Here is an 18,799-nt window from a genome sequence, read left to right on the forward strand (position 1 = left end):
ACATGGGCTGAATGTGAGATAACTGCGATAAAAGTAGGGATAATTCACTAAATTTGACTGTAATATCCCCACTTTTATCGCAGTTATCTCCAAGATGATTCACACGGTGGCGATACACTGACATCACGTATGCATTCGCATGCGAATTACCGTTTGAGGGAGACCATAGTAATGACCAACGAGTCCCTTGTGCAGGCTGCGGACACCACTGACGCCGTCAACATCTTCAATGCACCGATTTCACAGGCTGATCCAGAAATTGCGACAATTCTTGATGCCGAGCTATCTCGACAGCAAGATGGCCTTGAGATGATTGCCTCTGAGAATTTTGTTCCCCGAGCCGTTTTGCAAGCGCAGGGCTCAGTGTTGACCAATAAATATGCCGAAGGTTACCCTGGCCGACGCTATTATGGCGGTTGCGAGCAAGTGGACAAAATCGAGTCCATTGCCCAGCAGCGTGCCAAGGATCTCTTCGGCGCAGAATATGCTAACGTGCAACCACACTCAGGTGCGCAAGCGAATGCGGCAGTTTACCAAGCGTTAGTCAAACCAGGGGACACCATTCTTGGACTTGCACTTGATCACGGTGGGCATCTCACTCATGGTATGAAAATCAACTTCTCTGGTCGTTTCTATCATGCTGAGGCATACGGTGTAAATCCCGAGACCTTCCGTATTGATCCTGAAATCATTCGTCAACGCGCTTTGGAAACGCATCCTGCAATGATTATCGGTGGTTGGAGCGCCTACCCTCGTATCGAAGATTTCAAAGCCATGAAAGAGATAGCTGACGAGGTTGGCGCGAAGTTCTGGGTTGATATGGCTCATTTTGCTGGACTTGTCGCAGCAGGCCTTCACCCGAGCCCAGTACCTTTTGCTGACGTAGTTTCCTCAACAGCACACAAAACACTTGGCGGACCGCGGTCTGGTTTCATTCTCGCCAAGGAAGAGTATGCCAAGAAGCTCAATTCAGCTGTATTCCCAGGGCAGCAGGGTGGCCCTTTGATGCATGTAATCGCAGGCAAAGCAGTAGCTTTTGGCGTAGCTGGAACTCCGGCTTTCAAAAATCGTATGGAGCGCACACTTGAAGGTGCAAAACTCATCGCTGAGCGCTTGAATGCCGAGGATGTGGCAGCCAATGGCATCAGCGTACTTACTGGTGGTACTGATGTGCATCTGGTAATGGTGGATTTGCGTAATAGTGAGCTCGATGGTCAGCAGGGTGAGGATCTGCTAGCCAGCATCGGCATCACTATTAACCGCAACACTGTGCCCTTCGACCCACGTCCAGCTTCTGTGGCTTCGGGTCTACGTATCGGCACGGCAGCTCTAGCTACAAGAGGTTTTGGTAGCAAAGAATTCGAGGAAGTGGCAGATATTATTGGTACTGCGTTGGCAGCTGGTAAGAATGCTGATGTCGACACGCTTAAAGGACGTGTTGACAAGCTGGTAGCTGATTTCCCGCTGTATCCTGATCTGAATCAAACGAGATAGTTACTACTGTCTTACAATCAGAGCTATTGCAATAAGTGCGAGGGATGACGTGAACCTCTGAATAGGAGAAGCTGCGTCATCTCTTTGCACCAGTGGCAGTAGTCGTCTCAAGAATGTGTTGTGGTGAAGTGCATCGCTGTGAAGTGCACTGCGTTGCAATGTGTGGCGGTGAGATGACTGACTCGTCCCAGTACATTGTTGTGTAGTTACATGTTGTGCAGATATACCACTTGTGGTGAATAGAGAAAGGATATGGCGATGACTAATGCGGCTACGGTTGCTTCAGTACCGGTTGATAATAAGGAGTCGCTAGATCCTCAAATCTTCGACCAAGTTTGCAATATGGCTACGGCTGCAGCTGTTGCTCAGCAACAGTTATCCAAGGCGAGTAGCGAGGCAAAAAATGAATTACTCAGAGATATTGCTGATGCTCTGATCCAAGATGCTTCTGACATCGAGTCAGCCAATGATCTCGACGTGCGAGATGCTTTTGAATCGGGTATGGATGAAGGATTGATTGATCGCCTGCGCTTTAATGCCGAGCGTATTGCCGGCACTGCACAAGGAGTGCGCGATGTTGCTGCCTTAGCTGATCCGGTGGGAGAGATTGTCAGGGGCAACGCCATGCCCAATGGTATGCGCTTGAATCAAATACGAGTGCCGCTCGGCGTGATAGGCATGATTTATGAGGCCCGTCCGAATGTCACTATTGATGTGGCTACTCTAGCTTTGAAATCTGGCAATGCTGTGCTGCTGAGAGGCGGCCATGCTGCAAAACGCACCAATGCAGCCATACTGAATGTGATTAGTGCTGTTATTGAACGTCATGGTTTCCAGAGCGCTTTAGTCGCTTCAGTTGATGTGTTTGGTCGTCAAGGTGCTACCGCGATGATGCAGGCGAGAGGCTATATCGATTTGTTGGTGCCGCGCGGGGGAGCAGGCCTAATTCGTGCGGTTGTTGAACAGTCCAAGGTTCCTGTGATAGAAACTGGCGCAGGAAATGTGCATATTTATGTCGATGCTTCCGGCAATCTCGATAAGGCCGTTCCTATTATTCTTAACGCCAAAACACAGCGCGTTGGCGTATGTAACTCTGCCGAAAAGCTTCTGGTTCACCGTGATGTGGCCAAGAAATTCATTCCGATTATTGCCCATGCGCTTGCTATGGCAAATGTGGTCCTCAGAGTTGATGAGAGTACTTACGACATCGTCTCTGGTCTCAATAACGGTAAGGGTATTGAGGGTTTGGATTTGGAACATGCAAACGAAGACGACTGGGATACCGAATACTTAGCGCTTAAGATGGGCGTGAAAATTGTGGATTCCATGCAGGAAGCTATTGCGCATATCAATGCACATTCAACTGGACATACCGAGGCAATCATCGCGGAGAATTATTCTGCGATTGAGGAATTCACCAAATCTGTTGATTCTGCAGTCATCATGGTTAATGCTTCAACACGTTTTACTGATGGCGGTATGTTTGGACTTGGCGCTGAGTTGGGTATTTCTACGCAGAAAATGCATGCCAGAGGGCCGATGGGATTGCGTGAGCTTACTACCACGAAATGGATTGGTTACGGAACTGGACAGGTACGTGCATGAACGAAAAGATTGAGCAGCTGTTTCACGATTCTTCGGATAAACCAACAGTATGGCTACGTATTGCTGCTGAGCGTTTGAGCTTGGTGAGATACGTTTTTTTGGTGCAGATTGAGGATGGTATACCCTCTGCTGCTCATCGTGCATCACTCGAATATGCTGATGCTGTGCTTATTGGGTGGCCTGACGAGGATGCTCCTGAGGTAAACACTCCAAATGACGAAGGATTGAGCCGAGTCTGCGAGCAAATATCAGCTATGGAAGGATACATTCCACGGTTTAGAGCTCAAGAGAGGTCATCAGATATTGATGGCCTGTCAGATACGTTAATTCGCATTACTGAATGTGTTGCTGAGGTTAGACGCACCTATCAGCCAGATTTCCCATTACCAACGTTTGCAGAAATTCGGCGCGTGGTGCAAGAAGAATGGGATGAGGACATGGACAAGATTGAACCCATGGATGTCAACCCCACGGCAGAAGATATCGAACGTCTGACACAAAGCGATGAAGACTCGCAAGAGCCGCACAAGAACTAAAAGGCATAAAACAGGTGAACGGTAAGCAACAAGACCGCGATGTGACCGAGCTTTCAGCAGGGTTGATATCACGCGAGAGCAGCAGGCTCTCTACACGAGGTAATCGTCATAAGGTTCCCAGAGTGGGAATCATGGGTGGAACCTTCGATCCCATACATAACGGGCATTTGGTTGCCGCATCAGAAGTGGCGTGGGTCTACGACCTTGATGAGGTTATTTTTGTGCCCACCGGTCGACCGATTTTCAAGCTTGAACGAGCGGTGACTAATCCTGAAGATCGCTATCTGATGACAGTGATTGCTACGGCATCGAATCCCAAGTTCACGGTTTCTAGAGTCGATATTGAACGTCCGGGAGCCACGTACACTATCGATACGCTGAGGGATGTTCACGCGTTGCGACCAGATGCTGAACTGTTCTTCATTACTGGTGCTGATGCAATCGCTGAAATTATGCGGTGGAAAGACACAGACAAAATGTGGGATCTCGCCCGTTTTGTTGCTGTTTCTCGACCTGGCTATTCGTCAAGTCTCAAAGGTCTAGATTTGCCACCAGATACTGTGGATACGCTTGAAATCCCCGCTCTGTCTATTTCTTCAACTGATGTGAGACTCCGCTGCACCAAAAGTGAGCCAGTTTGGTATCTCGTTCCAGATGGTGTGGTGCAGTATATCGCCAAACATGGTTTGTATGGCGATGCCTAGAGCTAACTAGGGGCACGCCGTTGCACCCCTCGTGCTGTCAGCGCGACGGGTTAGTATGTTTGATTGTCCGCTGCAAAAAACAACACCCGTGTTTGGAGAAATGGTGAGCACAATCCTCGAGGGAAATCCAGATAAAAACCTCATTTTGGTGACCGGTAGAGCGCATCCAAAACTAGCATCAGATGTGGCAGAACAACTCGGGATTGAGGTGTTGGAAACCACCGCATACGACTTCGCTAATGGCGAGATGTATGTGAGATTCACAGAATCTGTACGTGGTGCCGACGTTTTCGTCCTGCAGACTCATGCTGCGCCTATCAACAAGGCCATTATGGAGCAGCTCATCATGATTGATGCGCTCAAGCGTGCATCTGCGCGTTCCATTACCGCTGTTTGCCCTCTGGTTGGCTATTCTCGCCAAGATAAGAAGCATCGCGGCCGAGAGCCCATTTCTTGCCGCTTGATGTTTGATTTGCTTAAAACTGCTGGTGCTGACCGCATCATGTCAGTCGATTTGCATGCTGCACAGTCGCAGGGCTTCTTCGACGGGCCGGTTGACCATCTCATTGCTATGCCGGTGCTGGTGGATTATGTGCGTGACCGTCTCGATCTGAGCAACATCAGCGTGGTGTCGCCTGATGCGGGTCGTATCCGTGTTGCAGAACAATGGGCCCAGCGCTTAGGTGGCGGTCCACTTGCGTTCATCCACAAGACTCGCGACATTACCAGGCCAAACAAGGCTGTGGCCAACCGAGTCGTTGGCGATGTCAAGGGCAAGGATTGTGTGCTGGTTGATGATTTGATAGATACCGGTGGCACCATAGTCGAAGCTTGCAAGGTGCTGCGTGAAGCAGGTGCGAAGTCCATCACTGTTGTGGCGACTCACGGCGTGTTGTCTGGTCCAGCTGTGGAGCGACTCAAGTCTTGTGGAGCTCGTGAAGTTGTGTTGACTGATACTGTGCCTATTCCTGAAGAGAAGCGTTGGGATGGACTCACCGTGCTGTCTATCGCACCTCTACTGGCAAGTGCTATCAAGGCCGTATTTGACGACGGTTCGGTGGCAGAACTCTTTGAAACCTATCCAGAACATCATGGGCAGGGTTTCTTGTTCGCCTAAAGCTGCTACTCTACGTAATGGCAGTTTAGGCTGTGATAATTGAAATTTGTTCACTGTGTCAAGACACGGCGGGTGTAAAAACTTGAAAGTCATGGCATAATGAACTGTTGCGGGATGCGTCCCGCTGATCCCCCATGGTGTAATGGCAGCACAAGGGTCTTTGGAACCCTTTGTCTTGGTTCGAATCCAGGTGGGGGAGCGAGTAAGCTCCGGTCCCGGTGACCACCGGGCAATTCCGGGGATTGATGGTGACGTTGAAAGGGGCGGTATGGCTGTAAAGAACATCGAAACCTGGCTCACCGATATGGATGGTGTGTTGGTTCATGAAAACACAGCTCTTCCAGGTGCATCTGAATTTATTGAAACACTCAAAGCCAATAATCGTAGATTCTTGGTATTGACCAATAATCCTATTTACACGCCTCGTGATCTTTCAGCTCGCTTGAATCGTAGCGGCATTGATGTGCCAGAGGAATACATTTGGACTTCTGCTCTGGCTACAGCAGACTTTGTGTCTCGCACTGTTCCCAAGGGTTCCGCATACGTCATCGGTGAGGCTGGGCTCACTACAGCCCTTCACGAAGCAGGTTATATTCTCTCTGATTCGAACCCCGACTATGTGATACTCGGTGAAACTCGAACCTACTCCTTCGAAGCAATCACCACAGCTATCCGACTGATTCTGGCAGGAGCACGTTTTATCTGCACCAACCCAGATGCTACTGGTCCAAGTGAACACGGCGTATTGCCCGCAGCTGGCTCAGTTGCCGCTCTGGTTACTAAAGCTACAGGTCGTGAACCCTACTTTGTTGGTAAACCAAACCCCATCATGTTCCGCACGGCGTTGAATCGTGTAGGCGGTCACTCTGAGACCACTGCGATGATTGGCGACCGTATGGATACCGATGTGATGGCTGGCGTCGAGGCTGGTCTTAACACCTTCCTGGTGCTTTCAGGGATCACTTCGCGTGACGAGGTGGAAACCTACCCGTTCAGGCCAGACAAAGTTATTGACAGTATCAAGGATTTAATTGATGTAGCGCAAAGTGGAGAAGTGGAGATTTAAGTAATGAAGGCAGTGTCCGCAGCGATTATTCTTGCCGCAGGTGAAGGGACGCGTATGCGCTCCGAAACACCAAAAGTATTGCACCAGCTAGCTGGGAAAAGCCTGCTGCAACGGGTGATGTCATCTGTGGGCGCTCTTTCTCCAGACTTGTTGGCTGTGGTTGTGCGGTACCAAGCAGAGCGAGTTGCTGCTGCTGTTCGCGATTGTGACACTCAAGCGGTGATTGTGAATCAGGACGACATTCCTGGAACTGGTCGCGCTGTTCAGTGTGCAATGGGCCAGATTGACGCAGACGGTGAACTCACAGGACCTGTGTTGATTACTGCTTCGGATATGCCTTTGCTTGATGAAAGCACATTACGTGATTTGCTGGCTTACCACGCTGAAAGTGGTAATGGCGCAACAGTGCTGACAGCAACACTTAGTGATCCAACAGGGTATGGTCGCATTATCCGAGATCAGAACGGCGACGTGATACGTATCGTCGAACAGAAAGATGCCAACGGTACTGAGCTGGCGGTTCACGAAGTAAATACTTCCGTCTACGTATTTGAGGCAGAAGTGCTCAATAGGGCTATTAGCGGTCTGAATGACGATAACGCTCAGGGCGAGTTTTACCTGACTGATGCCTTGGAACAGGCGACTGCTACAGGCTCTGTTGGAGCATTCCAGGCCACTGATCCATTAAGCGTTGAGGGCGTTAATGATCGCGTGCAACTGGCCTCTCTCGCTAAACATCACAACACACGTGTATGCGAACGATGGATGCGACAGGGTGTAACCATCCTCGATCCTGACAGTACCTGGATAGAGGACGATGTGGTGCTTGGTAGCGATGCCACAATCCTTCCAGGCTCCTTCTTGCAGCGCAAGACTACCGTTGGCAAGAATGCTGTAATCGGGCCATATACCACCCTAATTGATGCGACGATTGACGAGGGTGCAGTTGTGGAGCGTTCACGCATCCAAGAATCACACGTGGGTGCAAGGGCAAATATTGGTCCGTGGACATATATGCGTCCAGGAAATGAGCTTGGTGAAGAGACCAAGGCCGGTGCATTTGTTGAGATGAAGAAAGCTCATATTGGCAACGGCACTAAGGTTCCACATTTGAGTTATGTCGGGGACGCGCAAATAGGTGAGCATAGCAACGTCGGTGGCGGCACGATTGTGGCTAACTATGATGGGGTACACAAGAACCGGACCAGTATTGGTTCAGGAGTGCATGTAGGCGCGGATAACGTATTTGTGGCTCCAGTAGTAGTTGGCGATAATGTCACAACCGGTGCAGGTTCTGTGGTTCGTCATAATGTCCCAGATGACGCAATGGTCTACTCCGAGAACTCACAGCATGTAGTTGAGGATTGGAAACCCCGCTGGGAGCGCTAAGCGCCGAGCACAACATACAGCGATTGGCCACCCATACAGGATAATGGTCGTAGAAGAGTCTCCGCAGCAGCGAGATTCAATAGATTTATTTGAAAGGCAGATACGTGCCCGCAGTCCAAGATTCGATTGAATGTGCAAGAATTGCCGCGTTGGCGGCTGACAAGGTTAAAGCGGAAGATATTGTCGCGTTTGATGTGACCGAGCCGCTGGCAATCACTGATATTTTCTTGTTGGCGACAGGCAACAATGAACGTCAAGTGCTTGCAATCGCTGAGGAAATTGAAAAAGAACTTTCGATACAGCGCAAACGCGAAACGCGTACTCGTGAAGGACTCGAAGATGCCCAATGGGTGTTGCTTGATTATGGCGACTTCGTGATTCACGTTATGCATAAAGATGCGCGTGAATATTATTCACTTGAGCGTTTGTGGAGCGATTGCCCCAAAATTGACCTTCAGCTGCCAGAGCACGATGAATCTACTGATCACAATGGTGACGCTGATGGCGTTACAGTCGCCACAGCTGAAGCAGATAACGCGGCAGCAGTGCCGGCCGCTCAGGAGTGATGAGTATGCCAACATCATTCGGCGGACAGCATGTCCATTCCATTACAATGGTGCGTCACGGGCGTACCTCCTATAACGCTGCAGGGCGTTTACAAGGGCAGATTGATATTCCCCTTGATGAGGTGGGTCGATGGCAGGTTGAGCAGACTGCACAGGCTCTGAACTCGCTGTACGTTGAAGGATGCAACAAGCAGCGTAAGCAAATAGTGATTGCTTCAGATCTAGGTCGTGCTATGGCGACTGCACATGCTTTCGCAGATCCACTGGGGTTAACAGTCCACCCAGACTCTCGTGTTCGTGAGCGAGCTTTTGGCGCTTGGGAAGGCTTGTCTCTTGATGAGATGCGTGAACAGTGGCCAGAAGATTACCGCCTGTGGCTTGAATTCAAAGGTGGAGAGCTGCATCACGGCGCTGAAACTAAAGAGCATGTAGGTATACGCGGCGTTGAGGCTCTCAACGAGTGGTCTGCACAAGGTGACGATGACACTGATTTATTTGTGTTTTCGCATGGGGCATGGATTTCACAAACCTTGCAAACCATCCTAGGGATGAATCAGGTGTATGACGACTTTGCGAATCTGATTTCTATGAGAAACGCTCATTGGACTAGGCTAATACCGCTGACAGGCATCAAGGAATCTCATCGTTGGCGAATGGTGGATTACAATCAAGGACCCGCCGTGGCGCAGACTGCAAAGTGGGAGAATCCGCAAACTTCTAGCTGATAACCGCAGTTCTTTCATGTTGGCTTGCCATACTACGAAGAGAACGCAGCGGTAAGGGGTAAAGATTGAAGCGGTTTTTCCACGATATTTCATGGGTGCAGATACTTGCAGGAGCTTTGGCTGCAGTTACAGCTTTTTTGCTGTCTTCTCGTATCGGTATTGCGGGGTCAGTTATTGGCGTTGCTGTAGGTTCGATTGTCTCAGCATTCGCCTCGCAGCTGTATCAAAACGTATTGGACGAATCCAGCAAAAAACTTCACGATACTGTGGGTTCTTCTGACGATTCTTCAGATGGTACAACACAAGATTCCGCCGATTCTGCTGCTAATGGTGCTTCTGGATCTGATAATGCCACCGATGCTGATAATCAAGAAACAAGAACCATTGTCGGCCTGGCTGGGGCGATTAATGAAGCTGAATCGGCTGGTGATATTACTACTGCGACTACAGCTGCGAATACAACAATTCCAGCGCAGAGTGATGCTACATCAGTGATGGATCCTGCAGTAACTCGCATCGCTACTGCAGATTCGACTTCTGTGCTCTCTCAAGGCAATGGCGGAGTGTCTCTCGAAAGTGGGACAAGCGCACAAGATGCTGCCGACAGCGCTAAGCCGCGCGTCAGTTCAAGTGCCGGTGCAGGGAGTATTGCCTCGCTTGGAGCACACAGTACTCAAAGTAAGCCAGGTAAGCACCAAGCAGCTACGAATACACATGGCAAGAAAGTTAAACGTAATGTGATCATCGTTTCGATTGTCAGCGCTTTGATAGCTGTTGGAATTACTGCGGGCATTATTTATGCGGTGACCGGAGGACAAGGAACAGATCGTGTGCTGACTCCGAGTGAGACACCAAGCAGTGTTGAGTCCACCAGTAGTAGTGATTCTTCAGAGTCGCCCAGCCCTTCGAATAGCTCGAATGAATCTGGTAACTCGGATGATGATAATTCGAGCGGCAGCACAGCTACTCAGGAACCTTCCTCGTCGGCGTCTTCCTCAGCGTCCTCAAGCAGTTCTTCTAGTAGTTCATCGAGCAGCAGTTCGGAACCAACCTCAACAGCATCGCCTAGCACGACGACTGCATCGCCGTCTCAATCGTCAACGAGCTCAACACCTTCAAGCTCTTCGAGTGCAAGTACGAGTGGTAGCAACAGTAATGCTGCCGCATCGCAGAAAAGCACAGCAACACCTTCTGACGGTAGTGCAGAAGCTGCTGACTAAGGATCTCTTGAGGCTGCTCTTAAGACTTGTAGAGTGTAGATGCATGCGAATGATGACGTTAACTGTGCAGATGGACACACTAACTCTTGCAGTCATGTCTCGTGCACACAATTGTGCGCTCAATACGTGCTCACCGGTACCCTGAAAGCACCAGAATTCTGTCTTTTGAGCATGAATATAGCCGATATAGCACGGCAAGTAGCTCCAAATCAGACTCATTTTCGTTTGTGTAGTGATTTTCAACCATATTCCATCTATAGTTTGCGCAAAAAGACTGGAATGGTAGGGTTTTTCAATTGCAGAACTTTGAGAATCATTAATAATCCCTACACAAACGAAAAGCTGGTATTCAAGTGCTAACAACAACTGCTATAACGCATACTGTGAAAGCACCGCATAAACCTACTGCCATATGAAAAATGACCACCCTTCGCAAGGTGGTCATTTTTATAAATGTGGAGCTAAGGGGATTCGAACCCCTGACCCTCTCCATGCCATGGAGATGCGCTACCAGCTGCGCCATAGCCCCGTGCTCAACAAGCCATAGACAGGTTACACCGAGGGATTACCCTCCGCAAGTCGGTGTGTTGATGATTTCATCCTTGTAATGCGGCACCTCATAAGTTACTTAATGGGTGTGGCTGTAGATTCGCGTAGCTGTGTGTGTATTTCCCGATTGCTTAGCAGAGTTGTATCGTGTAAAAATGCTAATTTGCTGACCAGCTGACCAGCTAATCAGCGTATGAGTTTAAGCAGCAGCGGTTGTTGCTTCTTCAAGAAATGCCCGTCATTGCGCAGTAGCAGCGTGCCTCCCAGATGATTGAATAATTCAATGCCTTTGTCTTGATTGCATTTGAAGGGGTCATTGAAGGAATTGAAGATAAAACACTCACCTGCATTGGCTGTAATGCGATCCCAAGAGTATGACTCTTTAAGCGCTGAATGTGCCATACCATTGGGTGAACAATATCCAGCCATTAGATAGCAAGCCTTGACAGGGGTATTGATGCGTTCTAACAAGGCAAGAATCACACTCACTGCTGCAGAGTGACCAATGAGAATGGTGTCGTCACCGATATGCAAACCGAGCTCTTCAAACTCCTGTAACGTATCGTCTAAAGGTTCATGGTCAAGTTTGGCAAGTTCGGGAACCACAGCATCTATTCCTGAAGCTCGAAGATTGTCGGCAACAGGCTGGTACCAGAATTTGTCGAATGAGGCATGTGGTCCGGTGCCATGAAAGATAATTGCATTCATCAGTTCGTCCTTAGTCAGCGCATCTGTGGATTACTCAACGATTTAACCACGATGCAAACACAGATATCTTCAGAATTAACACCAAGCATGTCTATCGCGAGTTTGTAGAAATCTCCATCCTCGCAAAGTTGTAACCTCAGAATGAGGCTTACCAGTATGCTCCGTGGGATTCCTGTGGAGCACGGTTGTTAATTATCTCAGCTCAGCGACACTGTCCCGCTCGACGATGCGGCTGCTAGTAAAACTCATCTCATGGTCATGTTCCAACAATCTTCCGAGACTGACATAGCCCATATGATAGAAATCTTGAGTCACACTAGTTAGAGATGGATGAACATAGTCGCACAACACCGTGCCATCGATACTTACTACCGAGAGTTGTTCTGGCACAGTAATACCAAGCTTCTGTGCTTGATTCAACAGACCGATAGCGACTAGATCACTTCCTGCGATTACTGCCGTAATAGGTAGGGGAGACTGACTCGCATAGGCCTGCATGGCTTCAATACCTGATTCATGGCTAAAATCACCAGCATGAATCCATTCATCTGAAACCACAATTTCTTTTTCTGCCATGGCGCTACGATAGCCATCCAATCGTAGCTGACCAGTATATGAATTGTTGAGATCAAGCCCAGCTAATCCAATTCGCCGGTGACCTCGATCTAACAGGTACTTAGTTGCCATATATCCCACAGAGTGATCATCTGAGGAAATGCACGGGAGTGATGCATCACGAAAGGCGATTGAAACGAAATAGAATGGAGTATTCGAAGACTTCAATAACTCAACATTTTGAGGTGCGATATCTACCGAGAGCAGCAAAATCCCTGCAACAGGACGCTCTAATGCTGTGATAATCGCCTGGCGTTGCACAACTTCATCGCGATCGCGGGTATAGAGAATAATGATGGTATTACCAAGTTCGCTAGCTCTCTTCTGGATTCCTGCAACAATAGAGTCTGCGAAATTGGTCTTTGTTGAATTGATGATGACAGCGATAACGTCACTACGTCTGGTGACCAATTCCATTGCCGCCATATTCTTCTTGTATCCAAGCTCCTTCGCAACTTTATGTACTTTATGGGCAGTGTTTTTACTGAAGTAACCCTCTTTATTGGTGAGCACGCGTGAAACAGTTGCGGTTGAGAAACCGGTGGCAAGTGCTATGTCTTTGATGGTTACATCCATGAAGTGTGAACCTTCATTTTTGGCGGAATATTGTCGATGACAAGTCTACAGCCCTCGGAGCTTTGCCGCCGATGCAGCTGGTATTTCTAGAAAAATCCAGACAAAAAGTAAACGTTTGTTCTGTTGAAAACACGCCATTGTAAACGTTTGTGTAAATGGTATACAATCACTCATTACATAGGTGCTTGCATCACAAAGGAGTGTTGATAATGAGTAGCAAAGCGTATGCCGTGAGCAGCAAGACAACGATATCTAGTGGGGCCACACCGCGTGGCGCTACCAAACAGTCATCCGAAGTTATGGGTAAGTCTGCAATAAGCAATTCATTGCCGAATCTCAGTAAAAAAACAATATTTGCGATGACCTTCGGATTCTTCGGTGTGAATATGGCTTTTTCTTTGCAGTCATCTCAGATGGGACGTATCTTCCAAACTATTGGTGCAGACCCCACAAAACTGGGCTTTTTCTTCATTCTTCCACCACTAGCCGGCATGTTAGTACAACCCCTTATAGGGAAATATTCAGATATGACGTGGTCAAAACGGTTTGGACGCAGAATGCCATATCTGATTGTTGCCGCTCCAATCGCAGCTTTAGTGATGGTGCTACTACCAAATGCAGGTTCCTTTGGTTTTGGATATGCTTCAATCGCCGCGTTAGCTTTTGGCGCGATTGCCATACTCTTCATGGACTTGTCAAGTAATGTGTGCATGCAGCCGTACAAGATGATTATCGGCGATATGGTCAATGAACGCCAGAAAGACCTTGCGTGGTCGTGGCAACAGTCGTTCAGCAATCTAGGTGGTGTGCTGGCAACACTGTTACCATTCCTGCTGACTGCAGTAGGTGTCGCCAATGTCGCCAATCCAGGTGAGGTTCCACTTTCCGTTCGCCTTGCCTTTTATATTGGCGCAGCAATTCTACTAATCACGTCATTGTCTACGATTCTTTCAGTGAAGGAATATGATCCAGAAACATACGATCGTTACCACCACATTGAGCACAAGCAACACAAAGCTTCCCCTTCATTGTGGACTCTGCTGAAAAAAGCTCCTCGTGCGTTCTGGGAAGTTTCTTTTGTACAGCTATTCAATTGGTTCGCATTTCAATATCTCTGGACATATGCGACTGGCGCTATTGCTCAAAATGTCTGGCATACCAGCGATAGCGCATCCGCAGGGTATCAAGCCGCAGGAAATTGGTATGGCATCCTTACCTGTGTACAGTCACTTGCTGCAGTCATTTGGGGCTTTGCTGTATTATCCAAAACCAGCGCGCACAAGCGTAAGTTCTGGTTTAGAGTTGGACTAGCTGCTGGTGCTTTAGGCTTCTTCGGAGTATTTTTCGTGCATAACCAATATCTATTGATTCTGCCATTCTGTCTTATCGGTATCGCATATCTCACTATGCAAACTCAAGCTTTCTCGATATTCACCACCTCTCTTGATGGTAAGAATGAAGGTGCATATATGGGTCTGTTTAACTGTGGTATCTGTTTGCCACAAATAATCGCCTCTGTAGCAAGCTTTGCCATATTCCCTCTAGTTGGAAAATCAATGCCTGCAATGATTCTGGTGGCAGGAATAGCAATGTTACTGGGAATCTTGGCCGTTTCAGTAATCAGCGATAATCATAAAAATCCCGAATTAGTTTTAAGCAAATAATTGTCAGGAAGAGCGCTAGAGAGCAGTATCGTCCGTGATTTCTGGGTAATTCGACTGTGAGGAACCCTGACATGTTAAAAAGGATTTCTCCTTAAATACGTGCCCAGCAATAACAACTGTGCTCCTCTCACAGCAGCAAAGTCGTTGACAAAGCAACAACGTCGTTGACATAAACAACATCACATGGATGCCTGTAGGTATCTACGCAACACAAAGGATAGAACAATGAAACAGTCATGGTGGCAACACGCGGTCGTGTATCAGGTGTACCCAAGGAGTTTTCAAGATAGCGATGGCGACGGTATAGGTGATCTTGCGGGCATTATTCAGCGGCTGCCATATATCAAGCAGCTCGGTGTAGACGTAATCTGGCTCAATCCTGTATACAAATCTCCTGACCGTGACAATGGATATGACATCAGCGATTATCGCGCCATACAGCCACGTTTCGGTGATATGAAGACCTTTGACACACTATTGGAAAAGGCACACGCATTAGGCTTGCACTTAGTGATGGATTTGGTAGTCAATCACACCTCAGATCAGCATGAATGGTTCACAGAGAGTAAAAAGAGTAAAGACAACCCCTACAGGGACTTCTACTTCTGGCGCGATGGTGAACCCGAAACACCACCGAACAATTGGGGTTCGTATTTTGGCGGATCAACCTGGGAGTACGACGAGCCAAGCAAACAATATTATCTTCATCTCTTTGCTAAAGAACAGCCTGATCTGAATTGGGAGAATCCGGAAGTCAGAGAGCAAATCTGGGACACTATGCGTTTTTGGCTTGATAAAGGCGTAGATGGATTCAGAATGGATGTCATCAACTTCATCTCCAAGCCGCAAGGTTTACCAGATGCACCTAATCCTGAGCACGCCAAATATGGCAATGTGGAGCCGATGGTCGCTGATGGTCCAAAGCTTAATGAGTACTTCAAGGAAATGAATAGCAAGGTACTCTCAAAATATGATGCGATGAGCGTTGGTGAAATGCCTAGTGTTAAGGCTGAAGATGCCGTCCAATATGCAGGACTAGAAACTGGCGAGCTGAATATGGTGTTTCAGTTCGATCACGTTACGCTTGCGTTCAATGATGACCCACGACTGGGCAAGTGGAACGATAAACCTGTCAAGCTTGTAGCGTTGAAAAATGCACTCTCGAAGTGGCAAACAGCCCTTGACGGCAAAGCGTGGAACAGTCTGTACTGGAATAATCATGACAGAGCGAGAGCAGTTTCCAGATTTGGAAATGACAGTGCCGAATATCGCGAGCGCTCGGCAAAGATGCTTGCTCTAACACTGCACATGATGCAAGGCACACCGTATATATACCAAGGTGAAGAACTCGGTATGACCAACGCACACTTCACTGAGCTATCCCAATATCAGGATATTGAATCTTTGGAGGCCTACCACCAATTTGTTGATGATGAACATTTAGTTGATCATGCAACGATGATGCGGTATTTAGCTACTGAGTCAAGGGATAATGCGCGTACACCCATGCAATGGGACAGCAGCAAGAACAGTGGATTCACCGAAGGTAAACCATGGCTTGAACTCAATGCGAATTACCCTGAGATCAATGTTGAGCAGGAGATGAAGGATCCAAACTCAGTCTTGCACTTTTATCAGCAGCTCATCGAATTGCGTCATAATAGCGATCTTATTGTGTATGGGAACTACATAGAATTAGACCCTGATGATGAAGAGGTGTTTGCCTACAAACGACAATATCAAGGCAGAACGATGCTGGTGCTGAGCAATTTCACAGATGGTACGGTGACCCGCGATTATCCTGTACCAGTCGACGACACCTTACTAATTTCAAATTATCCTGATGATCAGGGAACGACCCTGCGTCCCTATGAATCTAAGGCATATATGGTTGCATAGCGCCAACAGCAGTGCCTATTCAAGCCCTGAGTTTGGAGTATTGGGAAACTGGTAGTGGGAACTGTGTAGTAAGCATTGTGTAATGGAAACTGGGCAATGGCAACTAGGCAATGGCAACTGTGTAATGACAGTTGTCTGGCAGGAAAGAACAGCGCGAGCTCTATGCTGTGAGCCGCGATAGCAACTAACTGTGCAATGGAGCGTGTGACGAAGCGAGATAAAGCACTTCGATGCGTGACGCGCTGTATTGCACAGTGCTGTTTACACAGTGTTGTATAAGCAGCGCTGCTTACTACGCAGTACTGCTTATACACAGTGCTGTTGATGGGCAGCGTTGGTTATCATATGGCCTTGGTTCTTGTATGACTTCGTTCATGACGTGTATGACATTGTCGCAGTGCCACACAGTTTTCTTGCCATTGTGCGAGGCTGCCAGCAGTGAAGAAGTCAGGGAGATATGACCGCTGACCGTGAAGCTACAAGTCTCTTACTCTGCTTGTGCGCATAATGGAAGCATAGTAATGAGTCACTGCAGGCTGAGGGGGATGGTCCACACCATGACATGCATCATCAATTGTTTGCCGTTGAATGACGAGGAACGCAGACGTTTTCAGGATGCTGGGGGAGATATACAGCAGGAATTTGTGGGGGACTTCTCTACTCGACGTAGTCTTTCATGGCAGGCAAGCATTCCTGAAGAATTTAGAGCGCAGGCTACAGCTGTAATTGGGAATGCCCCAGCTTCGCAGCTTCGCGATTGCCCGCAATTACAGTGGCTGCAAACATTTAGTGCCGGCGTCGACGGTTACCTCAAACCAGGCGCCCTTGCGACAGATGTGCAGGTTACTAGTGCTTCTGGTGCTTACGGTCAGGCTGTTTCTGAGCATTTATTCGCAATGACCCTATCACTGATGAAAAATCTGATGTTATATCGAGACAGACAGCATGAACATCGGTGGGAACCCTCTGGTCATGTCGGATCACTTGATGGTGCCAATGTGCTCGTTTTGGGTACCGGAGATATAGGCGCTCATTTCGCACGTCTTTGCAAGGCTTGTGGATCACATACTATTGGTGTGCGGCGTAATGCGAAAGCTCTTGTTGACAGCATCGACGACATGCATTCATTCGAAGATCTTGATGACCTGCTCAAGCAGGCAGACGTTGTTGCCTTAGCGCTTCCTTCTACTCCTGAGACTCGTCACATTATTAATGCTGATCGCTTGAGTCTGATGCGGGACAATGCCATTGTAGTCAATGCGGGCAGAGGAGATGCAATCGACTGTGATGCGTTAGCGCAGGCATTATCGCAGCAGCACATATCAGCAGCGGGTTTGGACGTGACAGATCCTGAGCCTTTGCCTGTTGACCATCCTCTATGGGACGAACCGCGGTGTCTTATCACGCCTCATATCGCGGGTGGCACACATTTGCAATCAACAGCTGACCGAATCATTGCAATCGCTCTCGAGAACGTGCGAAGGTACGCTCAAGGACAAGCTCTGAATAATAGGATGCGGTGAAACGCTTGACTGGTGAGCAGAGAGAACCTAACGATAACTCAGAGCATACGATGCGTGCTTCAGGTGAAGAGCATAACTCGGCAACTGAGCATCATGTGATTCGTAAAGTGCTGATTTTTTCGGTCGCTGCATTGCTTGGCTTAAGTGCAGGCGCATATGCTACACATACACTGCGCTCACAGTCTCAACATAATCAATCTGCGAGTACATCCAATGCTGGTGCAGCAGCTACAACTCATGCAGCCCGTAATGTGTTGAAAAGCACCAGTGACTTCGATCGTGATGGGATCGATGACTATAGCGATATCGTTCAAGGGGCACATCTTCAAGCTAAAGCTCATCCCAAATACGATGATGGATATTACCAAGGCGGATATCCTCCCGAGGGTAAAGGCGCTTGTACTGATATGGTCTGGCATGCTTTCGCTAATGCAGGTTATGACCTCAAAGCCATGGTCGACAAAGATATTGCCGATGCCCCAGCTGCCTATGCAGGTGTGGCACCATCACCTGATCCCAATATTGACTTTCGTAGAGTTGGTGTGTTGGGGGTGTTCTTTACCCGATATGGTGAAAGCCTTACCACCGATACTTCACAACACCAGCAGTGGCAGCAAGGTGATCTTGTCATATTCGACAACACTTGGCATATAGGAATTGCCTCAGATAACAGGGACAGTCACGATATCCCGCTGTTACTACACAATATGGGGCAACAACAGCGGGAAAATGACTATCTCAGCTTTTCCAGCCGACGTCCAATCACCAAACATCTCAGATTTGCACCAGAAAAGCTTCCTTCAGCGCTCAGAATCGCCTGGCATAGCTGATTTTTTCGCTATG

Annotated in this window: 16 protein-coding genes and 2 tRNA genes; 15 read left to right on the forward strand and 3 right to left on the reverse strand. The window is 48.3% G+C overall.

Annotated elements, in window-relative coordinates; genetic code table 11:
* Window positions 1–171: 171 nt before the first annotated feature.
* From glyA to LKI20_RS05495, 11 genes are all read left to right on the forward strand, one after another.
* On the forward strand, window positions 172–1,494 hold the full coding sequence (gene glyA / locus LKI20_RS05445) for a serine hydroxymethyltransferase (RefSeq protein WP_291771266.1): 1,323 nt from the start codon (window positions 172–174) through the stop codon (window positions 1,492–1,494).
* Between the two features lie 258 nt (window positions 1,495–1,752).
* Window positions 1,753–3,099 carry a glutamate-5-semialdehyde dehydrogenase gene (locus tag LKI20_RS05450; protein WP_291771269.1) on the forward strand — a complete coding sequence of 449 codons (1,347 nt, stop codon included), beginning with the start codon at window positions 1,753–1,755 and terminating at the stop codon, window positions 3,097–3,099.
* Window positions 3,096–3,635 (forward strand): phosphoribosylglycinamide synthetase, encoded by a 540-nt coding sequence (locus LKI20_RS05455; protein WP_291771272.1) that lies wholly within the window; start codon window positions 3,096–3,098, stop codon window positions 3,633–3,635. The genes LKI20_RS05450 and LKI20_RS05455 overlap by 4 nt, the downstream gene beginning before the upstream one ends.
* Window positions 3,636–3,676: 41 nt before the next feature.
* Window positions 3,677–4,339: a nicotinate-nucleotide adenylyltransferase gene (gene nadD / locus LKI20_RS05460; RefSeq protein WP_291773390.1), complete on the forward strand. Its 663-nt coding sequence runs from the start codon at window positions 3,677–3,679 to the stop codon at window positions 4,337–4,339.
* Between the two features lie 100 nt (window positions 4,340–4,439).
* The gene (locus LKI20_RS05465; RefSeq protein WP_291771275.1) at window positions 4,440–5,456 is read left to right on the forward strand and encodes a ribose-phosphate diphosphokinase; all 1,017 of its coding nucleotides are present in this window, start codon (window positions 4,440–4,442) and stop codon (window positions 5,454–5,456) included.
* Between the two features lie 128 nt (window positions 5,457–5,584).
* Window positions 5,585–5,655 (forward strand) — tRNA-Gln (locus LKI20_RS05470).
* Between the two features lie 69 nt (window positions 5,656–5,724).
* Complete coding sequence (locus tag LKI20_RS05475) at window positions 5,725–6,522, forward strand: HAD-IIA family hydrolase (RefSeq protein WP_291771278.1); 798 nt, start codon at window positions 5,725–5,727, stop codon at window positions 6,520–6,522.
* 3 nt (window positions 6,523–6,525) lie between these two features.
* On the forward strand, window positions 6,526–7,911 hold the full coding sequence (gene glmU, locus LKI20_RS05480) for a bifunctional UDP-N-acetylglucosamine diphosphorylase/glucosamine-1-phosphate N-acetyltransferase GlmU (RefSeq protein WP_291771281.1): 1,386 nt from the start codon (window positions 6,526–6,528) through the stop codon (window positions 7,909–7,911).
* A gap of 104 nt (window positions 7,912–8,015) precedes the next feature.
* On the forward strand, window positions 8,016–8,477 hold the full coding sequence (gene rsfS / locus LKI20_RS05485) for a ribosome silencing factor (protein WP_291771283.1): 462 nt from the start codon (window positions 8,016–8,018) through the stop codon (window positions 8,475–8,477).
* Complete coding sequence (locus tag LKI20_RS05490) at window positions 8,477–9,202, forward strand: histidine phosphatase family protein (RefSeq protein ID WP_291771286.1); 726 nt, start codon at window positions 8,477–8,479, stop codon at window positions 9,200–9,202. Before rsfS ends, LKI20_RS05490 begins: the two co-directional genes overlap by 1 nt.
* A gap of 65 nt (window positions 9,203–9,267) precedes the next feature.
* Complete coding sequence (locus tag LKI20_RS05495; RefSeq protein WP_291771289.1) at window positions 9,268–10,422, forward strand: hypothetical protein; 1,155 nt, start codon at window positions 9,268–9,270, stop codon at window positions 10,420–10,422.
* Between the two features lie 456 nt (window positions 10,423–10,878).
* Here the strand turns inward: LKI20_RS05495 and LKI20_RS05500 are convergent.
* The 3 genes from LKI20_RS05500 to LKI20_RS05510 all read right to left on the reverse strand — a co-directional run bounded on the left by LKI20_RS05500 (window position 10,879) and on the right by LKI20_RS05510 (window position 12,870).
* Window positions 10,879–10,951: transfer RNA gene (locus LKI20_RS05500), tRNA-Ala, on the reverse strand.
* A 206-nt stretch (window positions 10,952–11,157) separates the two neighbouring features.
* A complete protein-coding gene (locus LKI20_RS05505) occupies window positions 11,158–11,679 on the reverse strand; it encodes a hypothetical protein (protein WP_291771292.1) in 522 nt (173 codons plus the stop codon).
* 192 nt (window positions 11,680–11,871) lie between these two features.
* The gene (locus tag LKI20_RS05510) at window positions 11,872–12,870 is read right to left on the reverse strand and encodes a LacI family DNA-binding transcriptional regulator (RefSeq protein ID WP_291771294.1); all 999 of its coding nucleotides are present in this window, start codon (window positions 12,868–12,870) and stop codon (window positions 11,872–11,874) included.
* Between the two features lie 209 nt (window positions 12,871–13,079).
* Between LKI20_RS05510 and LKI20_RS05515 the strand changes: the two genes are divergently transcribed.
* The 4 genes from LKI20_RS05515 to LKI20_RS05530 all read left to right on the forward strand — a co-directional run bounded on the left by LKI20_RS05515 (window position 13,080) and on the right by LKI20_RS05530 (window position 18,786).
* Complete coding sequence (locus LKI20_RS05515) at window positions 13,080–14,534, forward strand: SLC45 family MFS transporter (RefSeq protein WP_291771295.1); 1,455 nt, start codon at window positions 13,080–13,082, stop codon at window positions 14,532–14,534.
* Between the two features lie 225 nt (window positions 14,535–14,759).
* A complete protein-coding gene (locus LKI20_RS05520; protein WP_291771298.1) occupies window positions 14,760–16,433 on the forward strand; it encodes a glycoside hydrolase family 13 protein in 1,674 nt (557 codons plus the stop codon).
* Window positions 16,434–16,990: 557 nt separating this feature from the next.
* Entirely contained in the window at window positions 16,991–17,956 is a 966-nt protein-coding gene (locus LKI20_RS05525) for a D-2-hydroxyacid dehydrogenase (RefSeq protein WP_291771301.1), read from the forward strand.
* Entirely contained in the window at window positions 17,953–18,786 is an 834-nt protein-coding gene (locus tag LKI20_RS05530) for a DUF1287 domain-containing protein (RefSeq protein ID WP_291771304.1), read from the forward strand. The genes LKI20_RS05525 and LKI20_RS05530 overlap by 4 nt, the downstream gene beginning before the upstream one ends.
* Window positions 18,787–18,799: the final 13 nt, after the last annotated feature.

It is taken from the genome of Bifidobacterium sp. (assembly GCF_022647885.1).
In the GTDB taxonomy this organism is placed as follows: domain Bacteria; phylum Actinomycetota; class Actinomycetes; order Actinomycetales; family Bifidobacteriaceae; genus Bombiscardovia.